At 74.8% G+C, this 17,705-nt stretch carries 14 protein-coding genes; 5 read left to right on the top strand and 9 right to left on the bottom strand.

What is annotated here, in order from left to right:
- The first annotated feature begins 18 nt into the window (after window positions 1-18).
- Window positions 19-1,347: an ROK family protein gene (locus AC1VM9_RS09825; RefSeq protein WP_483122473.1), complete on the top strand. Its 1,329-nt coding sequence runs from the start codon at window positions 19-21 to the stop codon at window positions 1,345-1,347.
- A gap of 31 nt (window positions 1,348-1,378) precedes the next feature.
- Here the strand turns inward: AC1VM9_RS09825 and efeB are convergent, their stop codons facing one another.
- From efeB to efeU, 3 genes are all read right to left on the bottom strand, one after another.
- Window positions 1,379-2,737 carry an iron uptake transporter deferrochelatase/peroxidase subunit gene (gene efeB, locus AC1VM9_RS09820; protein ID WP_483122472.1) on the bottom strand — a complete coding sequence of 453 codons (1,359 nt, stop codon included), beginning with the start codon at window positions 2,735-2,737 and terminating at the stop codon, window positions 1,379-1,381.
- Window positions 2,734-3,729: an iron uptake system protein EfeO gene (gene efeO / locus AC1VM9_RS09815; RefSeq protein ID WP_483123989.1), complete on the bottom strand. Its 996-nt coding sequence runs from the start codon at window positions 3,727-3,729 to the stop codon at window positions 2,734-2,736. Before efeO ends, efeB begins: the two co-directional genes overlap by 4 nt.
- 188 nt (window positions 3,730-3,917) lie before the next feature.
- Window positions 3,918-4,772: an iron uptake transporter permease EfeU gene (gene efeU, locus AC1VM9_RS09810; RefSeq protein ID WP_483122471.1), complete on the bottom strand. Its 855-nt coding sequence runs from the start codon at window positions 4,770-4,772 to the stop codon at window positions 3,918-3,920.
- Between the two features lie 203 nt (window positions 4,773-4,975).
- On the opposite strand from efeU, the gene AC1VM9_RS09805 reads away from it, so the two are divergent.
- Both AC1VM9_RS09805 and AC1VM9_RS09800 read left to right on the top strand, forming a co-directional pair.
- Entirely contained in the window at window positions 4,976-5,659 is a 684-nt protein-coding gene (locus AC1VM9_RS09805; RefSeq protein ID WP_483122469.1) for a DUF2461 domain-containing protein, read from the top strand.
- A 107-nt stretch (window positions 5,660-5,766) separates the two neighbouring features.
- On the top strand, window positions 5,767-6,957 hold the full coding sequence (locus tag AC1VM9_RS09800; protein ID WP_483122468.1) for a flavin-containing monooxygenase: 1,191 nt from the start codon (window positions 5,767-5,769) through the stop codon (window positions 6,955-6,957).
- A gap of 22 nt (window positions 6,958-6,979) precedes the next feature.
- Here AC1VM9_RS09800 and AC1VM9_RS09795 read toward each other — a convergent pair whose 3' ends face one another.
- The 4 genes from AC1VM9_RS09795 to AC1VM9_RS09780 form a co-directional block, all read right to left on the bottom strand.
- Window positions 6,980-9,562 carry a CHAT domain-containing protein gene (locus tag AC1VM9_RS09795; RefSeq protein WP_483122467.1) on the bottom strand — a complete coding sequence of 861 codons (2,583 nt, stop codon included), beginning with the start codon at window positions 9,560-9,562 and terminating at the stop codon, window positions 6,980-6,982.
- 61 nt (window positions 9,563-9,623) lie between these two features.
- Window positions 9,624-10,109, bottom strand: coding sequence for a hypothetical protein (locus tag AC1VM9_RS09790; RefSeq protein ID WP_481341454.1), 486 nt, complete (start codon window positions 10,107-10,109; stop codon window positions 9,624-9,626).
- A 1-nt stretch (window position 10,110) separates the two neighbouring features.
- Complete coding sequence (locus tag AC1VM9_RS09785) at window positions 10,111-10,692, bottom strand: RNA polymerase sigma factor (protein WP_481341455.1); 582 nt, start codon at window positions 10,690-10,692, stop codon at window positions 10,111-10,113.
- Entirely contained in the window at window positions 10,689-12,296 is a 1,608-nt protein-coding gene (locus AC1VM9_RS09780) for a S8/S53 family peptidase (protein ID WP_483122465.1), read from the bottom strand. The genes AC1VM9_RS09785 and AC1VM9_RS09780 overlap by 4 nt, the downstream gene beginning before the upstream one ends.
- Before the next feature lie 455 nt (window positions 12,297-12,751).
- On the opposite strand from AC1VM9_RS09780, the gene AC1VM9_RS09775 reads away from it, so the two are divergent.
- Window positions 12,752-13,621 carry a peptidoglycan-binding domain-containing protein gene (locus AC1VM9_RS09775; RefSeq protein ID WP_483122464.1) on the top strand — a complete coding sequence of 290 codons (870 nt, stop codon included), beginning with the start codon at window positions 12,752-12,754 and terminating at the stop codon, window positions 13,619-13,621.
- A 53-nt stretch (window positions 13,622-13,674) separates the two neighbouring features.
- Here the strand turns inward: AC1VM9_RS09775 and pheA are convergent, their stop codons facing one another.
- A complete protein-coding gene (gene pheA, locus AC1VM9_RS09770; protein WP_481341458.1) occupies window positions 13,675-14,622 on the bottom strand; it encodes a prephenate dehydratase in 948 nt (315 codons plus the stop codon).
- Window positions 14,619-15,152 (bottom strand): DUF4446 family protein, encoded by a 534-nt coding sequence (locus tag AC1VM9_RS09765; protein ID WP_481341459.1) that lies wholly within the window; start codon window positions 15,150-15,152, stop codon window positions 14,619-14,621. Before AC1VM9_RS09765 ends, pheA begins: the two co-directional genes overlap by 4 nt.
- Window positions 15,153-15,372: 220 nt before the next feature.
- Between AC1VM9_RS09765 and AC1VM9_RS09760 the strand changes: the two genes are divergently transcribed.
- Window positions 15,373-17,565 carry a hypothetical protein gene (locus tag AC1VM9_RS09760; RefSeq protein WP_483122463.1) on the top strand — a complete coding sequence of 731 codons (2,193 nt, stop codon included), beginning with the start codon at window positions 15,373-15,375 and terminating at the stop codon, window positions 17,563-17,565.
- Window positions 17,566-17,705: the final 140 nt, after the last annotated feature.

Here is a 17,705-nt window from a genome sequence, read left to right as displayed (position 1 = left end):
GGGCGGTAGGGTCAACGGGTGACCACCGGCGCGACGACGGGACAGGGGCCCCTGCTCCCACCGGGCGGGATGGCCGACCGCGTCCGACGCGGCGCCGTCCAGCAGGGCACGCTGCGCGCGCACAACCTGTCCGAGGTGCTGCGCGCCGTCGTCGAGGCTCCCCACCCACCGACGCGCGCCCGCATCGCGACGACGCTCGGCGTGACCCGCGCGACGGCCTCCGACCTCGTCGACCGTCTCATCGAGTCGGGGCTGGTCGTCGAGCTCGAGCAGGAGTCGCTCGGACGGGCCGGGCGGCCGGGCACGCTGCTCGGTCCGGGCACGCACGCCGTGCTCGGCCTGGGCCTCGAGGTGCAGGTCGACCACCTGGCCGTGCGCGCCACCGACCTCACCGGGGCCGCCGTCGCCGAGGCCCACCGCCCCGGTGACTACCGCGCCAGCGACCCGCGACAGGTCGCCCTCCAGCTGGCGCGCCTCGCCGCGCCCATCGTCGAGGGCCTCGACGGCGGGCCGCCCGCGCGCGGCACGGGATCCGTCGCACCGGCCGGGCCGGTGGCCGGCGCGTGCGTCTCCGTGCCGGCCCTGCTCGACCGGGGGCTCGTGCGCCTCGCGCCCAACCTCGGCTGGCGGGACGTCGACCTCGCCGCCCTCCTCGCCGCGGACGACGCCCTCTCCGGCATCGACGTCCGGGTCGGCAACGACGCCGACCTGTCGGCCCGCGCCGAGGTGCACGCCCGCGCCCACCGCGAGGGGACACCACGCTCGGCCCAGTCCTTCCTCTACGTGGCCGGCGAGGTCGGCATCGGTGGGGCGATCGTCGTCGACGGTGAGGTGTCCGCCGGTCGGGGTGGCTGGTCCGGCGAGATCGGGCACGCCGTCATCGACCGGGCGGGACCCCGCTGCGCGTGCGGCGCCACCGGGTGCCTCGAGACCTTCGCCGGCCGCGACGCCATCGCGGACGCCGCCGGCGTGCCGCGTGACGTCCCCGTGGCCGAGCTCGCCGCGGCCGCGTCGACGGGCGCTCGCCGCAACCGCGTCCGCCGCGCCCTCGACACCGCCGCCGAGGCCCTCGGCGTCGCGGTCGCCACCGCCCTCAACCTCGTCGACGTCGAGCACGTCGTCCTCGGCGGGGTGTACGGCGCCCTGTTCGAGCACCTCGAGGCCGGGATCCGCGAGCAGATCGCCGCCCGGGTGCTCGCCGCCCGGTGGACCGAGGTCGCGGTCAGCCGCGCCCTCGCCGGCCCGGACGCCGGCGTCACCGGCGCGGGTCTGCGGGTGCTCGACGACGTCGTGCGCGACCCGTCCCGGTGGATGGCCGCGCCGAGCGCCACGCGCCCGAGGGCGTGACGCGTCCCGGGGCTGACGCACCCGGCGGCGCTCAGGCGAAGAGCGTCTGGCCCCAGTGCTGCCCGTCCTCGAGACCGGGCGGGCACGCGAACACGGCCGAGCCGGTGTGCTCGATGTACTCGTTGAGCGCGTCCGCGGCCGCGAGCGCCCGCTGCATCGGGACGAACTGCTTCTGGACGTCGCGGACGAACGCGATGAAGAACAGGCCGGCGTCGAGGTGGCCGACGCCGTCGGTGCCGTCGGTGAAGGTGTAGCCCCGGCGCAGGATGCGGATGCCGCCGAGGTTGCTCCGGTGGGCCAGACGCACGTGCGACGCCACGGGGATCGCGGGGCTGCCGTCGGGGCCTGCGCGCGTGAAGTCGGGCTCGCTGAACTCACCGCTCTGGCCGAGCGGCGCCCCGTCCTTCTTGTCCCGGCCGATCGTGTCCTCCTGGTCCTGGAGGGTCGAGCGGTCCCAGACCTCGATGTGCATCCGGATCCGGCGCGCGACGAGGTAGCTGCCGCCGGCCATCCAGGCTCCACCCGTGCTGGCCGTCCCGGCCTCGTCACCCGGCGCCACCCACACGTGCTCGGCGAGCGCGTCCGTCTCCTCGGCCTTGATGTTGGCGGTGCCGTCCTTGAAGCCGAACAGGTTGCGGGGCGTTGCCTGGGCCGTCGTCGTCGAGGACGTGCGGCCGAACCCGAGCTGGGACCAGCGCACCGAGACGACCCCGAACCCCAGCCGCACAAGGTTGCGCACCGCGTGGACGGCGACCTGCGGGTCGTTCGCGCAGGCCTGGATGCAGAGGTCGCCGCCGGACCGGTTCGGGTCCAGCGCGTCGCCCCGGAACGGTGGCAGCTCGCGCAGCGCGTCCGGCTTGCGGTCGGCGAGACCGAACCGGTCGTCGAACAGCGACGGCCCGTACCCGATGGTGATGGTCAGGCCCGACGCGCCGAGCCCGTAGGCCTCCCCGGTGTCGGCCGGCGGCCGGTACGGGCCGCCGCCGACGAGCCCGCCGGGAGCGGCCTCGGCTCCGGCGGTCATCCGTTCGGCCGCCCTCGTCCACTCCTCGAGCATCCGGGCCAGCTCGTCACGGTCGTCGGTCACCACGTCGAGCGCGACGAAGTGCAGGCGGTCCTGCGCCGGCGTGACGATGCCCGCTTGATGGGCGCCGCGGAAGGGAACCGGGGCGTCGAGGGCCGCGCCCGACGCGCCTGCGCCCGAGGCTCCTGGCGCGCCTGACGCGTCCGACGCGTCGGTGCCGCTCGAGCGTCCCGCGGCCCAGCCGGCTCCCGCCCCGCCCACGGCACCGGCCACGGCCCCGGCGGCCGCGACGCCGGTCGCGCCGAGGACGTGGCGGCGGCTCGGCGTCGGGGGAGGCGACGCAGCCGGTGTCACAGCCGGTGTCACTTCGCCTCCACGACGCCCGGGACCTTCGCGACCTGCTCGCTCAGCGCGTCGAGCGCGACGGTGAGGTCCTTGACCTGGGCGTCGGACAGGGCGGTGTAGCTGACGAACGCACCGTTGGCGCGGTGGCTGTCCAACATCGTGGAAAGGGCGGTGAACTTCTCGTCCAGGGCCTTCTGCAGGGCGGGGTCGCGCTCGGTGATGACCGGGCGGAGCGCCGCGAGGGCCTGCTCGGAGCCCTCGAGGTTGCCGTCGAAGTCCCAGAGGTCGGTGTGGGAGTACCGCTCCTCCTCGCCCGTGACCTTGCCGGTGGCGACCTCGTCGAGCAGGGCCTTGGCCCCGTTCGCGATGGACAGCGCGGTCGGCTCGACGGTCTTGCTCTTGGCGACGATCTGCCTGACGTCGGCGAGCAGCCGGTCGGCGACGGCGCCGGAGTCCTTCTGGAGGCCGTCCTTCCAGAGGTCCTTCTCGAGGCGGTGGTAACCGGTGAAGGCCATGCCCTCGGCGGTGACGTCCTCGCGACCGTCGATGCTCGGGTCGAGGTCGCCGAAGCTCTCGGCGACCGGCTCGATGCTCTCCCAGGGGTGGCGGGCCTCGGGGTAGAGGTCCTTGGCCTTCTCGACGTCGCCGGCCTTGACCGCGGCGACGAACGCCGCGGTCCGGGTCTCGAGCTCGTCGGCCTCGCTCGCGACGAACGCCCGGTAGTGCGCGATGGCCGTCCGCACCTTGGCGTCGGCGCTGCCCGCGGTGGCCGTGCCGGTGACGGTGAAGGTGCTGCGGATGCCGTCGCCGACCATGCCGGGCTTGCACGCCGTCGTGAAGGTGCCGGGCTCGGTGATCTCGACCTTGAGCTGCCGCGACAGGCCCGGCGCGATGTTCTCGACCTCGGAGACGATGCGGTCGCCGGCGGCGTAGAGGTAGAACTCGGTGACCTTCGTGCCGCTGTTCGTGATGTCGAAGGTCACCGTGCCCGCCGTCGCGGTCGTCGCGCTCAGCCGGCACGCCGTGTCGGTGGCGGTGACGCTGATGGGCCCCGAACCCGCGGTGGTCGGGCCGGAGTCCCGCCGCTGGAGCCGGAGCAGGCCGCCAGGGCCAAGGCGGCGACAGCAGCGGGGGCGACGAGCGTCGCAAGGCGCAGGGCAGGGCGAGGCATGGTTCTCCTGTGGAACGGCGGGCGGATGCGTCAGGCGGCGATGCGCGTGCGGGGCGTCTCCGCGGCGGCGGGCTTCGGCGGCGTCCGGACGGGACGCAGGAAGAGGGAGAGCACGACCGCGACGTAGCCGCCCCAGGCGACCGCCTGCAGCCAGGTGGTGTTCGGCGAGAAGTTGAAGATGCCCTTGAGCAGGGCGCCGTACCAGCTGTCGGGGCTGATGGCCGCGCTGACGTCGAAGGCGAGGCTGTCGAGGCCGGGGAGGGTGCCCGCCTCCTGGAGGTCGTGCAGGCCGTAAGCGAGGATGCCGGCTGCCACGACGACGAGCAGGATGCCGGTGTAGCGGAAGAACGCGGCGAGGTTGATGCGGACCGCGCCGCGGTAGATGAGCCAGCCGAGGACGACGGCGCCGGCGAGGCCGATGACCCAGCCGAGCAGCGGCAGGCTGTTGCCGCGCCCGGCCGCCTCGGTCGTGGCGTAGAAGAAGACGGCGGTCTCGAGCCCCTCGCGGCCGACGCCAAGGAAGGCGACGAGGGCGACGGCGGCCGGACCGAGGTCGAGGGCCCGGTCGAGGCGGCCCTTGAGCTCGCCGGAGATGGTCCTGGCGGCCGAGCGCATCCAGAAGACCATGCCCGTGACGAAGACCACGGCCAGGATCGAGGCCGACCCGCCGATGAGCTCCTGCTGCCCGATGGACAGCTGGCTCGTGCCGTAGGTCAGGAGGGCGCCGAGCGCGACCGAGAGGGCCACGGCCACGCCCACTCCGGTCCACACGTGGCGCAGCGCCCACCGGCGGCCCGACTTGACGAGGAACGCGACGAGGATGACGACGACGAGGGCCGCCTCGAGGCCTTCGCGGAGCCCGATGAGCGCGTTGCTGGCGAGCACGGCGTCCTTCTTCCTGGGTGACGTCTGGTCGGGACGGCATCGGTGCTGATTTAGGTCACACCGAAGTGCCGGAATTCAGCAAAGCACAGGTAAGGCTTACCTAACAACCCGGCTCCTCGGTGATGAGACGTGGTTCACGGGACCGCCGTGACGACACGGCCGGTTCGCGAGCGCGCCGCCGCCACCGGTGCCAGATTGGGGACATGAGCCCCGCCGCGGAACCCCACCCCTTCACCGGTTTCCCGCCCGACGCCCTCGAGTTCTACGCCGGGCTCGAGGCCGACAACTCACGGACCTACTGGCAGGACCACCGGGCCACCTACGAGTCCGCCGTCCGCGGACCGATGCTCGCCCTGCTCGACGCCCTCGAGGACGAGTTCGGCCCGGCCAAGCTCTTCCGCCCCAACCGCGACGTCCGGTTCAGCGCCGACAAGTCGCCGTACAAGACCCACCAGGGCGCGCTCGTCGGCAGCGAGAAGGCCGTCGGCTACTACGTCCAGGTCAGCGCCGACGGCCTGCTGGCCGGCGGCGGGTTCCACTCGCACGGACCCGACCAGACGAAGCGGTTCCGGGCCGCGGTCGACGCCCCTGCGTCCGGAGCCGAGCTGGAGAAGATCCTGACGTCCCTGTCGCGCAAGGGTTTCGAGCAGCGCGGGGAGGCGGTGCGCACGACACCCCGCGGTTACCCCGCCGACCACGCGCGCATCGAGATCCTCCGGCTCAAGGAGGTCATGGTGACCCGCGACTACGGCGCCCCCGACTGGCTCGGCACGACACGTGCCCTGACCGAGGTGCGGGCCGCCTGGCGCGCCGTCCGGCCCCTCGTCGAGTGGGTCGGCGAGCACGCCGAGGGCGAGGCCACCGGGCGGCCGGCCCGGCGTCGCTGACCGGCGTCGCTGACCGGCGTCGCCGACCGGCGTCGCCCACCGGGGGCGAGGGCGCCTCGCCGCGCTGTTGCCCTGCCACCGCGGCACGGGGCGGTTACCTTGGGCGCGTGACCCAGCGCAGTGCACGCGTCGACGCGTACGTCATCGGCGGCGGACCCGCCGGCCTCGCCACCGCGGCAGCCCTGCGCCGGCGGGGGTTGCACGGCGTCGTCCTCGAGCGCAGCGACGCCGTCGGCAGCTCGTGGCGCGGGCACTACGACCGGCTCCACCTGCACACGCCGCGCGAGCTGTCCGGCCTGCCCGGGCTGCCGATCCCGCGCGAGATGGGCCGCTGGGTGGCCCGCGACGACGTCGTGCGCTACCTCGAGCAGTACGCAGCGCACCACGAGATCGACGTGCGCACCGGCGTCGAGGTGACCCGCGTCGACCGGGCGCCCGCGCACCCCGGCTGGGGGGACGCGTGGACCTTGACCCTCGGCGACGGCTCGACGCTGACCGCGCCGTACGCCGTCGTCGCGACCGGCTTCAACCACACACCGCGCGAGCCGGACGTGCCCGGCCTCGACGCCTGGCCCGGCGAGGTCGTCCGCGCTCGCGACTACCGCACCGGTGCGGCGTACGCGTGTCGCGACGTGCTCGTCGTCGGCACCGGCAACACCGGCACCGAGATCGCCGTCGACCTGGCCGAGCAGGGTGCCGCCCGGGTCCGGATGGCCGTGCGGACCGTGCCGCACATCCTGCGCCGCAACCGCGGACCGGTCGCCGCGCAGTACACCGGCATCGCGGTCCGGCGCCTGCCGACGGCGCTTGTCGACGCCGTGGCGCCCGTCGTCGAACGGCTCCAGGTGCCCGACCTGTCCGCTCACGGCCTGCCCCGCCCCGACACCGGCCTGCTGACCCGTGTCGAGCGCGACAACGCCATCCCCGTCCAGGACGTCGGCATCATCGACGCGGTGCGCTCCGGGGCGGTCGAGCCGGTCGCGGCGCTCGCGTCGGTCGACGGCGAGGACGTCGTGCTCGCCGACGGCAGACGGCTGCGCCCCGACGTCGTCGTCCTCGCCACCGGCTACACGCAGGGCCTCGCGACGATGCTCGGGCACCTCGGCGTCCTCGACGACCAGGGTCGGCCCGTCGAGCGGGGTGGCCGGACCGCCCGCGGCGCCCGTGGCCTCTGGTACACCGGCTACACCAACCCGATCTCGGGCATGCTGCGCGAGATCGCCATCGACGCCCGCAAGATCGCCCTGGCCATGGCGCTCGCCAAGCGGCGCGAGGCCCGGGCCCTGCGCTCCGCCTGACACGACGGTCGTCGGGGGCCCGTCAAGGGTGGGTGTAGCGACCGCCGAGGTGCAGGAAGGCGGCGGCGATCGGCTCGCCGCCGGCCAGCGCCGACGCGAGCGCCTCGTCGCTCGGCACGCCACGGGCCAGGGCACGGTGGTGCCGGAGCATCGTGTCCGCAGCCACCTCGTCGGGCACCGGCGACACCGCGGCGACGGCCGACCTGGCCCCGAGACTGAGCACCGCCGCCGCGAGACCGAGCTGCTCCTCTCCCGGCCGGAACGTCGCCGACCCGACCTCGCACGCCGAGAGCACGACGTGCCGGGCCCTGACGCCGGCGGCCTGCAGCTCGTGGGCGAACACCGGGCCGTCGTGCAGGTGCACCGAGGAGAAGAGCGGCGACTGCACCTGGTGGGTCCCGTGCGCGGCCACGTGGACGACGTCGTCGATGCTCATCGCCCGGACGAGCCCGTGCGCCACCGAGGGGTCCGCCACGCTGACCTGCGCGCGGTCGGCCCAGGCCTGCGCCACGGCCGCCGCCTCGCCCGACGCGCGTCGCAACGAGGGGCCGACGCTGACGTGGACGCGCGCGGGGAGAGCGGGCCGCACCGCAGCGGACCCGTCCGCCGGCGCCTCCGCCGGCGCGTCCACCGCCGGCGTGTCGCCGGCCCGACGCGCGAACGACGTCAAGGAGGACGCGACGGTGAACGGCACGCCCGTCAGGGACGGCAACAGCGACCACGGCAGGGCCGACAGCTCCTCGCAGGTCACGACGACGAGGCCCGTGCGACGCAGCCCCCACGGCCGGACCGCGGCGGCGTCGAGGCGGTCGGCCGCGGCCCGCAGCGACCCCCAGACGGCGGAGGCGAACGGGCCGAGCTCGCGCGTGGCCGCGGTGCGCAGGTCGACCCGCATGCGATGGGCCAGCTCGACGGCCTCGGCCAGCGGCATGAGGTCGCGGACGCGGGCCCGCCCGCCCATCACGCCGACGCCCATGAGCCGCCCCTCGACGGGGAAGAACCAGACGAGGTCCCGGTCGGCGCGGTCGAGGGCCTCGCGCCCCTGCCGCACCCGGACCTCCGTCGCGGTGCCCGTCGGCGACCCGCTGCTCAGCGTCCAGTCCCGGGCGCGGATGTCGCGCTCGAGGCGCCGGACGCGGGCGGTCAGCTCGCCGACCTCGGCCTCGGGGACGTCCCCGCGCAGCAGCGCCTGGGTCGAGCGCAGCTGCTCGGTGAGGGAGGCGAGCACGGCGTCGGCCGGCCGGGCCAGGGAGGGCAGCCGGTCGGTGGCGTTGCGCCATCGGTCGAGCGCCTCGAGCACGGCCGCGCTGCCGCCCCGCAGCGCCAGGGCGAGGTCGAGACGGGCCAGCCGGACGCCGTGGAGCGCCCGGGCGCTGCGCAGGTCGAGGCTCGCGCTGCCCTCCTGCCCCGCAGCCAGGCCCCGTGCCGCCCGGCCGAGGACGCGCCGGGCGAGGACCGGTTCTCCGGAGGCGAGATGCAGGCTGGCCTGCGCCGCAGCCCGGTCGAGCTCGCCGCTCAGCGACGCTCCGGGGCCGGCGACCCGCTCGAGGCTGGCGCGGGCCGCGTCGACGCGTCCGGCGAGCAGGTGCGCGTCGGTGGCCGCCACGAGCGCGGAGTCGGCCAGATCGGTGTCGCCGAGCCGCCCGGCCGTGGCCGCGACGTCGTCGGCGGCCGCGAGCAGCGGCGCGAGAGCCGACGCCGCGACCGGGGCGCGGCGCAGCCGGTCCAGCTCGACGTGGACGAGTGCGAGCCGGGCCTTGGCCGCCCAGCCGACGGCGCCCACCCGGTCGAAGCCGGCGACCGCACGCTCCGCGGCCGCCCGGGCGCGACCGAGGTCGCCGGCGAGCCGGTGCGCCCGGGCCAGCCCGAGCTGCAGCTCGGCGGCGACCTGGTCCTGCTGGGCGTCGGGCGACCCGGCCGCCGCCTCGAGCACCTCGACCGTCTCGTCGATGAGCCCGGCCTCGAGGAGGACGTGCGCCCGGTCGAGGCGGGCGGGCAGCAGCGACACGTCGGGAGCGTCCACCACGGCGGCGGCCATCGTCGCGAGCGCCCGGGGGACGTCACCGAGGAGGTAGGCGGCATAGCCCTCGTTGTGGGCGGCCATGAACTCCAGCTGCGGGAAGCCGCCGTCACGGGCCGCGCGGGCGGCGCCGGCGAAGGCCTCGAGGGCGACCGCCGGCTCGGACATCTCGAAGGCGAGCATGCCCCGGCTCAGCAGGACCGAGCACTGCTCCCGCGCGGAGAACGCGTCGAGGTGGCGCAGCGCGCCCTCGAGGCCCGCGCGCGCGCCGGCGAGGTCGCCGACGCGTCCGGCCACGTTGGCGCGCTGGTAGTCCAGCCGGGCCCGCAGCCCGGCGTCGCCGAGGGCCTCGACGATCCGCTCGGCCTCGGCGAAGCGCACCTCGGCGGCACGGACGCCCTCGAGGAGGAACTGGCTCAGGCCGAGGGTGATGAGCGTCTTGGCCCGGAGCGTCTGGGCGATGCCGTCCCGGGTCGCGGCGTCGACCTCGTCGAGCCGGCGCAGGGCGTCCACGAGCACGGAGACGGCCCGTTCGGGCCGGCCGGCTCCGTTCTCGACCGCGGCCTGCTCGCGCAGGGCCTCCACCTCGTCCAGCGTGCGCCGTGCGCTGATCGTCGGCCGCCTCCCTGCGCAGCCGGGATCAGCGTCACACCTGGATCGTGGGCGTGATGACCGGTCGCGCGCTCTCGTCGTCGGGGTCGACCCGGATCACGAAGTGGATCGGGCCATGCGGTAGATCATCCAGAACGAAGCGGCCGTTCGCATCGGTATCGACCAGACTGCTGCCTTCTGTCGTCACGGCCTCGACCGTGGCGCCCGGCGTCGTGACGTAACCGTCGACCCGGACCCGGCCCTCGAGGTCGCTCGCGTTGACGGTGACCATGAGGCTGACGGCGGCGGCGTTGAAGGTCACCGACTCGGTCGGCGTCGGCTCGACCTTCGTGCCGCGCGTCGCGAGCAGGGCCGAGTCCGTGAGCTCGGCCACCTCCGCGTGCAGCGCCTGCACGGTGAGCTCGAACTTGATCCGCTCGGTGAGGTCGGACGGTACGGGGTCGGCGTGCGCGAACAGCTCACGCAGCTGGCGCAGCGTGGCCACGTCGAGGTCGTCAATGGCGTCCTTGTGCGAGCTCATGTCACACCGCCCATCCGGGATCGGAGCCGAGGACGGTCCTCAGCTTCTGGAGGCATCGGCCGCGGGTCGGGCCGATGCTGCCGACGGGCATCCCGAGCGACTCGGCGATGGCCGCGTAGTCGGGACGGTCGGCGAACGCGATGACGCGCAGCAGCTCCTGGCACCGCGGAGGGAGGGTCGAGACGTGCTTCCACAGCACGCCCTGACGCTCGCTCAGCACCGCCTGCGCCTCCGGGTCGAGGGCCTGGGCCGGGGCCTCGGGCACCTCCTCGACGCCGATCTCGCGACGCGAGCCGCGCGCCAGGCGCCACACCTCGCGCTTGACGACGACGACGAGCCAGCCGAGCACGGCGGCCGGCTCGTTGATCGTCTCGGCGCGGTCGACGAGCTGCAGGAACGCCGTCTGGACGGCGTCCTCGCACGTCGTCGGGTTGGCGCCCTGCGAGCGGGCCGCGTTCCACAGCACCGGCGTGACGAGGTCGACCAGCTCGGACAGGCGCTCGCGCTCGCCGGCGAGGTAGGCGGCGAAGGCCTTGCCGGCCAGGGTGCCCAGGCCGTCGGACGCCGTGGGTGCGGGTGTCATGGCGTTGCTCCCTTCGTCGTGCAGCGACGCAGCGCCCGCAGCGCCCGCTTGCGCATGACGGCGGGGGCGACGTCGGCGACGTCCTTCTCGGTGGCGATCGCGGCGGCGACCTCGGCGGCGAAGACCGGCGTCGCGAACGACGTGCCGCTCCAGACGCCGAAGCCGCCCGTGTAGTCGTCGGGGTCGACGGTGCAGCGCACCGGGCCGTCCCCCTCGGCCTTCGTCGACGGCTGGCCCATACCGTTGGTCAGCGGCAGCGTGCTGACGACGGACACGCCGGGCCGGACGGCCGTGATGACCGGGAGCGTGTTGGAGAACAGCGCGACGCTCGACCCGTCCGGGTTGTTGGCCCCCACGCTCGACACCGGCGGCAGCGCCCGCGCGGTGATCCGCGGTGGCAGCGACGCGGCGAGCGCCGCCGGCACGAACGGCGCGCTGACCCCGTCGTTGCCCGCGCCCGCGACGACGGCGACGCCGGCCTCGGCGAAGCGGTCGAGCAGGTCGGCCACGGGGCCGGAGGTGTAGGTGCGGTCCTCGGCGTAGTAGCCGAGCGACAGCGACAGCACGTCGATGCAGTCGGCGGGGTGGTCGGTGGTCTGCCCGTGGACGTGCCGGTCGAGCAGCGCCTCGAGCACGTCGAGGATGTCGGCCTCGTCGACCATGCCGTCCTCGCCCATGACCGGGATCGACAGGATCGTCGCCTCGGGACAGCCCTGGCGCAGCAGCCCGGCGATGAACGTGGCGTGGCCGTGCAGGAGGCCGACCGGCTCCTGCGGCTTCGGCGCGTCGCTGAGGCCCGCTGCGGGGGCCGGCGCGGCGTCCTCCGGAGGCCCCGCGGGGACGAGGCGGCCGTTCTCGTACCTCAGGCGCACGATGGTGCGCTCGTCCTTGAACCACGGGTGCTTCGCGACGGCCGTGTCGGGCACGGCCACGACGGGACGCCGCGGCAGGTCGCGGGCGCGCAGGGCCGGGTCGGGCAGGGCCAGGCTGACCGGCATCCGCCCGCCGCGGCCGGGGACCGCGTACTCCTGGAGCGCCGAGCTGACGCCACCCCAGTAGCCGACGCCACCCCAGTAGCCGCCGACGCCACCCCAGTAGCCCCCGACCCCGCCCCAGTAGCCGACGCCACCCCAGTAGCCGTCGGCCGGGCGCAGGACGTGCTCGAGGCTGAGCCGGTCCGCGATGGGGTCACCGTCGGCCCGCAGCTGCTGCAGGACGTTCCAGGCGTCGACGGTGTCGATGGAGCGGCGCGGGCGCAGCGTGACGCTCGTGCCCCAGTCGCTCGACGCGTCGAGGTCGCGGGTGCCGCCGCCGGCGCGCGGCGTCTCGACGTAGTCGAGGTCGAGCCGGTCGAGCGACTGGGCGAGGTCACCGAGCCCGCGGGTGCCGCCCGGCTCGTTGCGCACGAGCAGCCGGTCGGACAGGTAGAGCGCCGGGTCGGGCGCCTGCCCGTCGGTCCGGCGCATCGCGGTGGCCGGGTCGAGGACGCGGACGGGGGGCCGGACGGGACGGGGCGTCGCGTCCTGGCCCTCCTGGCCGGGTTGGCCGGGTTGGCCGGGCTGACCGGGGCGACCGGGCTGACCGGGCTGACCGGGCTCTGCCATGTAGTGCCTCCTGAGGGGTGAGCTCTGCAGCCGAGCAGGAATGCGCCGCGGCCCTGGCCCCGACGCTCTCACCGGAATGGTGGCGTACGGGGCCGAACTGATACATCGACGCGTCGAGAACTCGCCGACATTTTCCGCGGCGCCACGTATCAGGAGGGCGGTCGCCGGCTCTGTGCTGTCGGGGGACCCACTCGGGGACCTGGTCATCGAGCCGTCACGGGGGCCGCGGAGGGGCGGCTGGCTCGATGACCTCAGGGTCGGGCGCACTAGGGTCGCCCGGACCCGTGGGGCGCCGGCGGGCAGCGGCCGGCGCCCCCTCCTCACGTCCGGCCCCTATGCCAGGTGTCCGTTTCGTCACGAAACGCCGTGTCGTGCCGGTGGGGCGGCGCACGGCACCGCATACTCGGACCGCGGCCCGGCGAGGGCGGGCCGACTCGGCAACCAGGGGTACCCGAATGACACCGCAGCACCGCACCCGTCCGACCAGCCCGGACGGCGTCACCGGCCCGTCCGGGCGCACGACCACCGACGCGACCACCGACGCGCGCGCTCTGCGGGCAGCCGGCGCCTCGTCCGCAGCCGGTGGGGTCCGCCGCTGGGCGCCGCTGCTGGCGGCCGTGCTGCTCGCGCCCGTCCTGGCGGGGTGCGGACCGGACGCGGGCGCGGCCACGCCGTCCGCGTCGCTCACCGCGTCGGTCGAGAGCCCGAGCGACCCGACACCGACCGAGTCGGCGACCGAGACGACGCCCGCGGTGATCCCCACGGTGACGGCTGCGCCGCTGACCCCGACGCGTCCGACGCCCACGTCTGCGGCCACGACGACCGCCGGCCCCGACGCCGGCCCGGACGCCGGCTCGACGGCGGGCAGCTGCACCCGGACGCTCGACACCTATCCGACGCTCGAGCCCGGCGCCACGGGCCCGGCGGTCAGTGCGCTCCAGTGCTTCCTCGACGACGCCGACTTCGGGCCGGTCCGGGTCGACGGCCGCTACGGTTCAGCGACGAGGGCCGCGGTCGCGCGGGTCGAGTCCACCCTCGAAGCCCCCGTCTCGCACCCGGGCCGCGTCGACAACAGCATGTGGGTCATCGTCATCAGCCGGTCCCTCGGGGACCGCACCCTGAAGCCCGGCGCGAAGGGTGCCGACGTGACGACGCTCCAGCGGGCCCTCCGCGCGGCCGGCGCCACGCTCGCCGTCGACGGCGTCTTCGGCCCCGGCACGACGAAGGCGGTCGAGACCCTCCAGGCCGCCAACCGCATCGGCGTCGACGGGATCGTCGGTGACGAGACGCTGTTCCTCCTCAAGAGCGGCGCGACGATCGGCTGAGCCGGACCGCGCGTCGCGGGCCCGGCCGGCTCGCAGTGCCCTGCCGACCGGGGTCAGGCGCGCAGGTCGCGGAGCCAGGCCCGGGCCGCCCGGAAGTCCTCGTCCGTCGTTCCCGGACGCGTCCCGGGCAGGCCGCCGTCGGCCCGCGGGTACGAGCCGAGGAAGCGGACCTCGGCACACACCCGGCGCAGCCCCATGAGCGTCTCGCCGACCCGCTCGTCGAGGACATGGCCCTCGACGTCGATGGAGAAGCAGTACGAGCCCATGGCCTCGCCCGTCGGACGTGACTCCAGCCGCGTCATGTTGACCCCGCGCACGGCGAACTGCTCGAGCAGCTCGAGCAGGCCGCCGGCATGGTCCTCCTTCTGGAAGAGGACGACCGTGGTCTTGTCCGCACCGGTCGGCGCCGGCAGGGTGCCCGGCCGCGACACGAGGACGAAGCGCGTCACCGCGGCCTTGTTGTCGCCGATGTCCTCGGCGAGGACCTCGAGCCCCTCGTTGCTCGCGGCGACCGGCGCGCAGACGCCGGCGTCGAACATCACCTCGCCGGGCGCCCCGAGCGCAGTGGCGCTGGCCGCCGTCGACAGCGTCGGCACGTAGGCGGCGTCCGGCAGGTGGGCGCCCATCCACGAGCGCACCTGCGCCCACGCGTGCGAATGGGTGCCGACGGCCTTGACGTCGCCGAGGGCCGTGCCCGGTCGGGCGCAGAGGACGAAGGTGATCGGCACGAGCACCTCGCCGATGACGACGAGCGGGTCACCCGTGGCGAGGGCGTCGAGCGTCGCCGAGACACCGCCCTCGACGGAGTTCTCGATCGGCACCATGGCGGCGTCGATGTCGCCGGCCCGCAGCGCCGCGAGGGCCGCGTCGACCGACCCGAACGGCACGTGCTCGCGGCCCTCGGCGGCGTCCCACGCGTCGAGCGCCATCTGCGTGAAGGTGCCGCGCGGACCGAGGTAGCCGAAGCGGTGCAGCTCGTCGGGGGTGCGTGGAGGGGTCACGAGGCGTCCTTCGTACGGGCTGGTGTCGGGGCGCCGGAATCGGTGCCCGGGTCGCCGCTGGTCGCCGACGCGAGGGCCTGCTGCTCCTCGGGCGTCAGCGTGATGCTCGAGCGGCCGCCGACGATGCCCTTGGCGTACGTCCGGGACTCGCTGCGGGCATGGATCGAGCTGAGGACGATGCCGTCGCCCTCGTCGTCGACGATGGCGGCGGAGAACGACAGGCGGCCACCCATGTCGCCGAACGCGTCGTAGCGCACGACGGCCACGTTGCGCAGGCTCTGGCGGACGTCCGCCTCGGCCGCGGCGACGTCGGCGCGCACCCGGGTCAGGTCGGCGGTCAGGCGCTCGATGCGTCGGTTCTGGTCGGCCGCGAGGCGGGCGATGTCGGTGCGGGCGCCGTCGGCACCGAGCACGGCGAAGTCGGCGCGCACGCGGCGGAGCCGCGCATGCGCGAGGACGGCGAGGACGAGCGCGAGCAGCGCGACGCCCGCGGCGGCGAGGGCCACGGCCGTGAGCGTCGTGTCGTCCACGAGGCGCAAGGGTAGTCCCGGGACCCGTGGGACGGCCGCCGGTTCCAGCCCGTGAGTCAGCCCGTGAGCCTGCCCTGACGCAGCCTGGTCCCGCCGGGTCCGGACGGGCCCCGCCGGCGTCCACGTTGGTCGGCCGGGAAGCCCGGCCGGGGATCCAGCCGGTGATCCAGCCGGTGATCGGCGACGCCCGCGTGCGAAGCCGGTTTGTAGTCTGTCCTGCGTGATCCGCCGCCACCCCGTCAAGACGCTCGTCGTCGCGCTCCTTGCCGTGGTGGCCGTCCTGACCCTCGCCTACGTCGGGCGCGGCGAGGTGCCGGTGCCGCCGACGACGACGCCGAAGCCGGGCGACTCGCTCGTCGTCGTCGGGATCGGCGGCCTGTCCTGGGACGACGTCAGCCCGGAGAAGACGCCGACGCTGTGGGGACTGCTGCGCGACGGGTCGGCCGCGTCCGTGTCGGTCAAGACGCTGCGGCTGACGACGTGCCCCGTCGACGGCTGGTCGACGGTCGGGGCGGGAGAGTCGGCGGGCCCGGCGTCCGACTCCGACCGCCCCGAGTGCAGGCCGCTGCCCGCGGTCGCCGGTGACGCCACGGCGGGTTTCCGCGTCATGGGGTTCGACGCCCTCGCCGAGAGCTCCAGCCGGTCGGAGTTCCGTGCGCACCTCGGTCTGCTCGGTGACAGCTTCGCCAAGGGCAACACGTGCATCCAGGCGGTCGGCCCCGGCGCCGGCCTTGCCGCGGCGACGAGCGACGGCAAGGTCGGCAAGTACGCCGAGTTCTCCGTCACCACGCTGGTGTCCGACCTCGCGCAGTGCCCGGTCTCGATCGTCGACGTCGGCTCGCTCGATGCCACCGACCCGAACCCGGCGCGCCAGGTCGAGCGGGTCAACGTCCTCGAGCGGCGCCTCGACCAGGTCGTCGACGCCATGCCCAACGGTGCCGACCTCGTCGTCGTGAGCCTGTCCGACCGCGACCGGGCCGAGCGCCTGCGGCTGCTCACGGCGACCGGGCCGCACTACGGGCCGGGCCTGCTCGCGTCGGCCTCGACCCGGAGCACCGGCGTCGCGCAGCTGTCCGACGTCACCGCGACGATCCTGCAACGCGGCGGCGTCACGCCGGTGACCGGCATCGGGGGCCGGGCGCTGTCGGTCGTGCCGTCGGCGAACAACAGCGAGTCCACGGCCGCGACGAAGCTGACCGTGCTGACCGACATCGACACCAAGGCCGACGCGATGCACCGCATCGTCGCGCCGTTCCTGCTCATCTGGCTCTCGGCGATGACCCTCGCGCTGCTGTCCCTCTGGTGGATGGTGCGCCGGGCCCGGCCGTGGAACCAGCGCCTGACGCGTCAGCGCGGACTGCGCCTGGTCCGCCTCGTCAGCATCGTCGGTGCCGCGATGCCCGCCGCGACCTTCCTGGCCAACCTCGTGCCGTGGTGGCGGTGGTCGGACAACACCGTCGTCCTGACCACCATGCTGCTCGGGCTCGTCCTGCTCATGAGCGCAGCCCTGGCGTTCGTCTCGCTCAACGGGCCGTGGAGCTCGTCGGCGCTCGGGCCGCTGGCGGCGATGTCGGCGCTGACCGCGGCGGTCATCGGCATCGACCTCATCACCGGCTCACACCTGCAGATCTCCTCGATCTTCGGGCTCCAGCCCCTGGTCGGCGGCCGCTTCTACGGCATGGGCAACGTCGCGTTCGCCCTCTACGCCTCGGCGGTGCTCCTCCTGTGCGCCGCCATGGCGCACGCGCTCGTGCGGCGTCAGGCCCCGCGGCTCGCGGTCTTCGCCGTCGTCGTCATCGGCGGTGCCGCCCTCGCCGTCGACGTGTTGCCGGCCTGGGGCGCCGACTTCGGTGGTCCCATCGCCCTCGTGCCCGCGCTCGGCTTCCTGCTCATGGGCGTCATGGGCCGGCGCACCTCGGTGCGCAACGTCGTGCTCGTCCTCGTGGCCGCCGGGATCGTCGTCGGCGGCGTCTCCTACCTCGACTGGCGGCGGCCGGAGTCCGAGCGCTCGCACCCGGGCCGGTTCCTGCAGACCGTCATCGACGGCGGTGCCTGGGACGTCATGTCGCGCAAGCTGTGGGCCAACATCGACCTCGCCGTCCACCTGCCGGTGCTGCTCGTCCTCGTCGTCGCAGTCCTCGCCGTCGGTGTCTTCGTCGTCGCACGCCCGGGAACCCTCGGCAGCGAGCCGCTGCGGCGCCTGCTCGACGAGGCCCCGCAGCTGCACCGCGGCCTCTGGTCCATCGTCGTCATGGCCGTCATCGGCTTCCTCACCAACGACTCCGGCGCCGCCATCCCCCCGGTCGCGGCGATCTTCACCGTGCCGCTCGTCATCTCCGCAGTCATGCACTTCCTGTCGATCGAGGCGCGCAAAGCCCCGGTCCGCCGTCGCCGCGACCGCCACCACCTCTGACCCCGCCCCGGCCGCCCGATCCCCGCACCCACCCGCGCCGGCGCCCGCGGGCACCCGAACACCCTCCCCCAGCTGCACTCGCGGACCGAACGGTTCGTTCGGTGCCGAACCAACCGGTGTACCGACGCGTTCGAGCCTCA

Source organism: Monashia sp. HAY1-11D, from assembly GCF_056868035.1.
Note: the sequence above shows the minus strand (reverse complement) of the source record. Positions and strands in the feature narration are given on the sequence as shown.

What these genes read in the sequence shown, in the direction of transcription:
- AC1VM9_RS09805 (WP_483122469.1), top strand. Translation starts at nt 4,976, where the DNA reads ATGAGCCCCGCCGCGGAACCCCACCCCTTCACCGGTTTCCCGCCCGAC.
- AC1VM9_RS09790 (WP_481341454.1), bottom strand. Translation starts at nt 10,109, where the DNA reads ATGAGCTCGCACAAGGACGCCATTGACGACCTCGACGTGGCCACGCTG.
- AC1VM9_RS09785 (WP_481341455.1), bottom strand. Translation starts at nt 10,692, where the DNA reads ATGACACCCGCACCCACGGCGTCCGACGGCCTGGGCACCCTGGCCGGC.
- AC1VM9_RS09780 (WP_483122465.1), bottom strand. Translation starts at nt 12,296, where the DNA reads ATGGCAGAGCCCGGTCAGCCCGGTCAGCCCGGTCGCCCCGGTCAGCCC.
- AC1VM9_RS09775 (WP_483122464.1), top strand. Translation starts at nt 12,752, where the DNA reads ATGACACCGCAGCACCGCACCCGTCCGACCAGCCCGGACGGCGTCACC.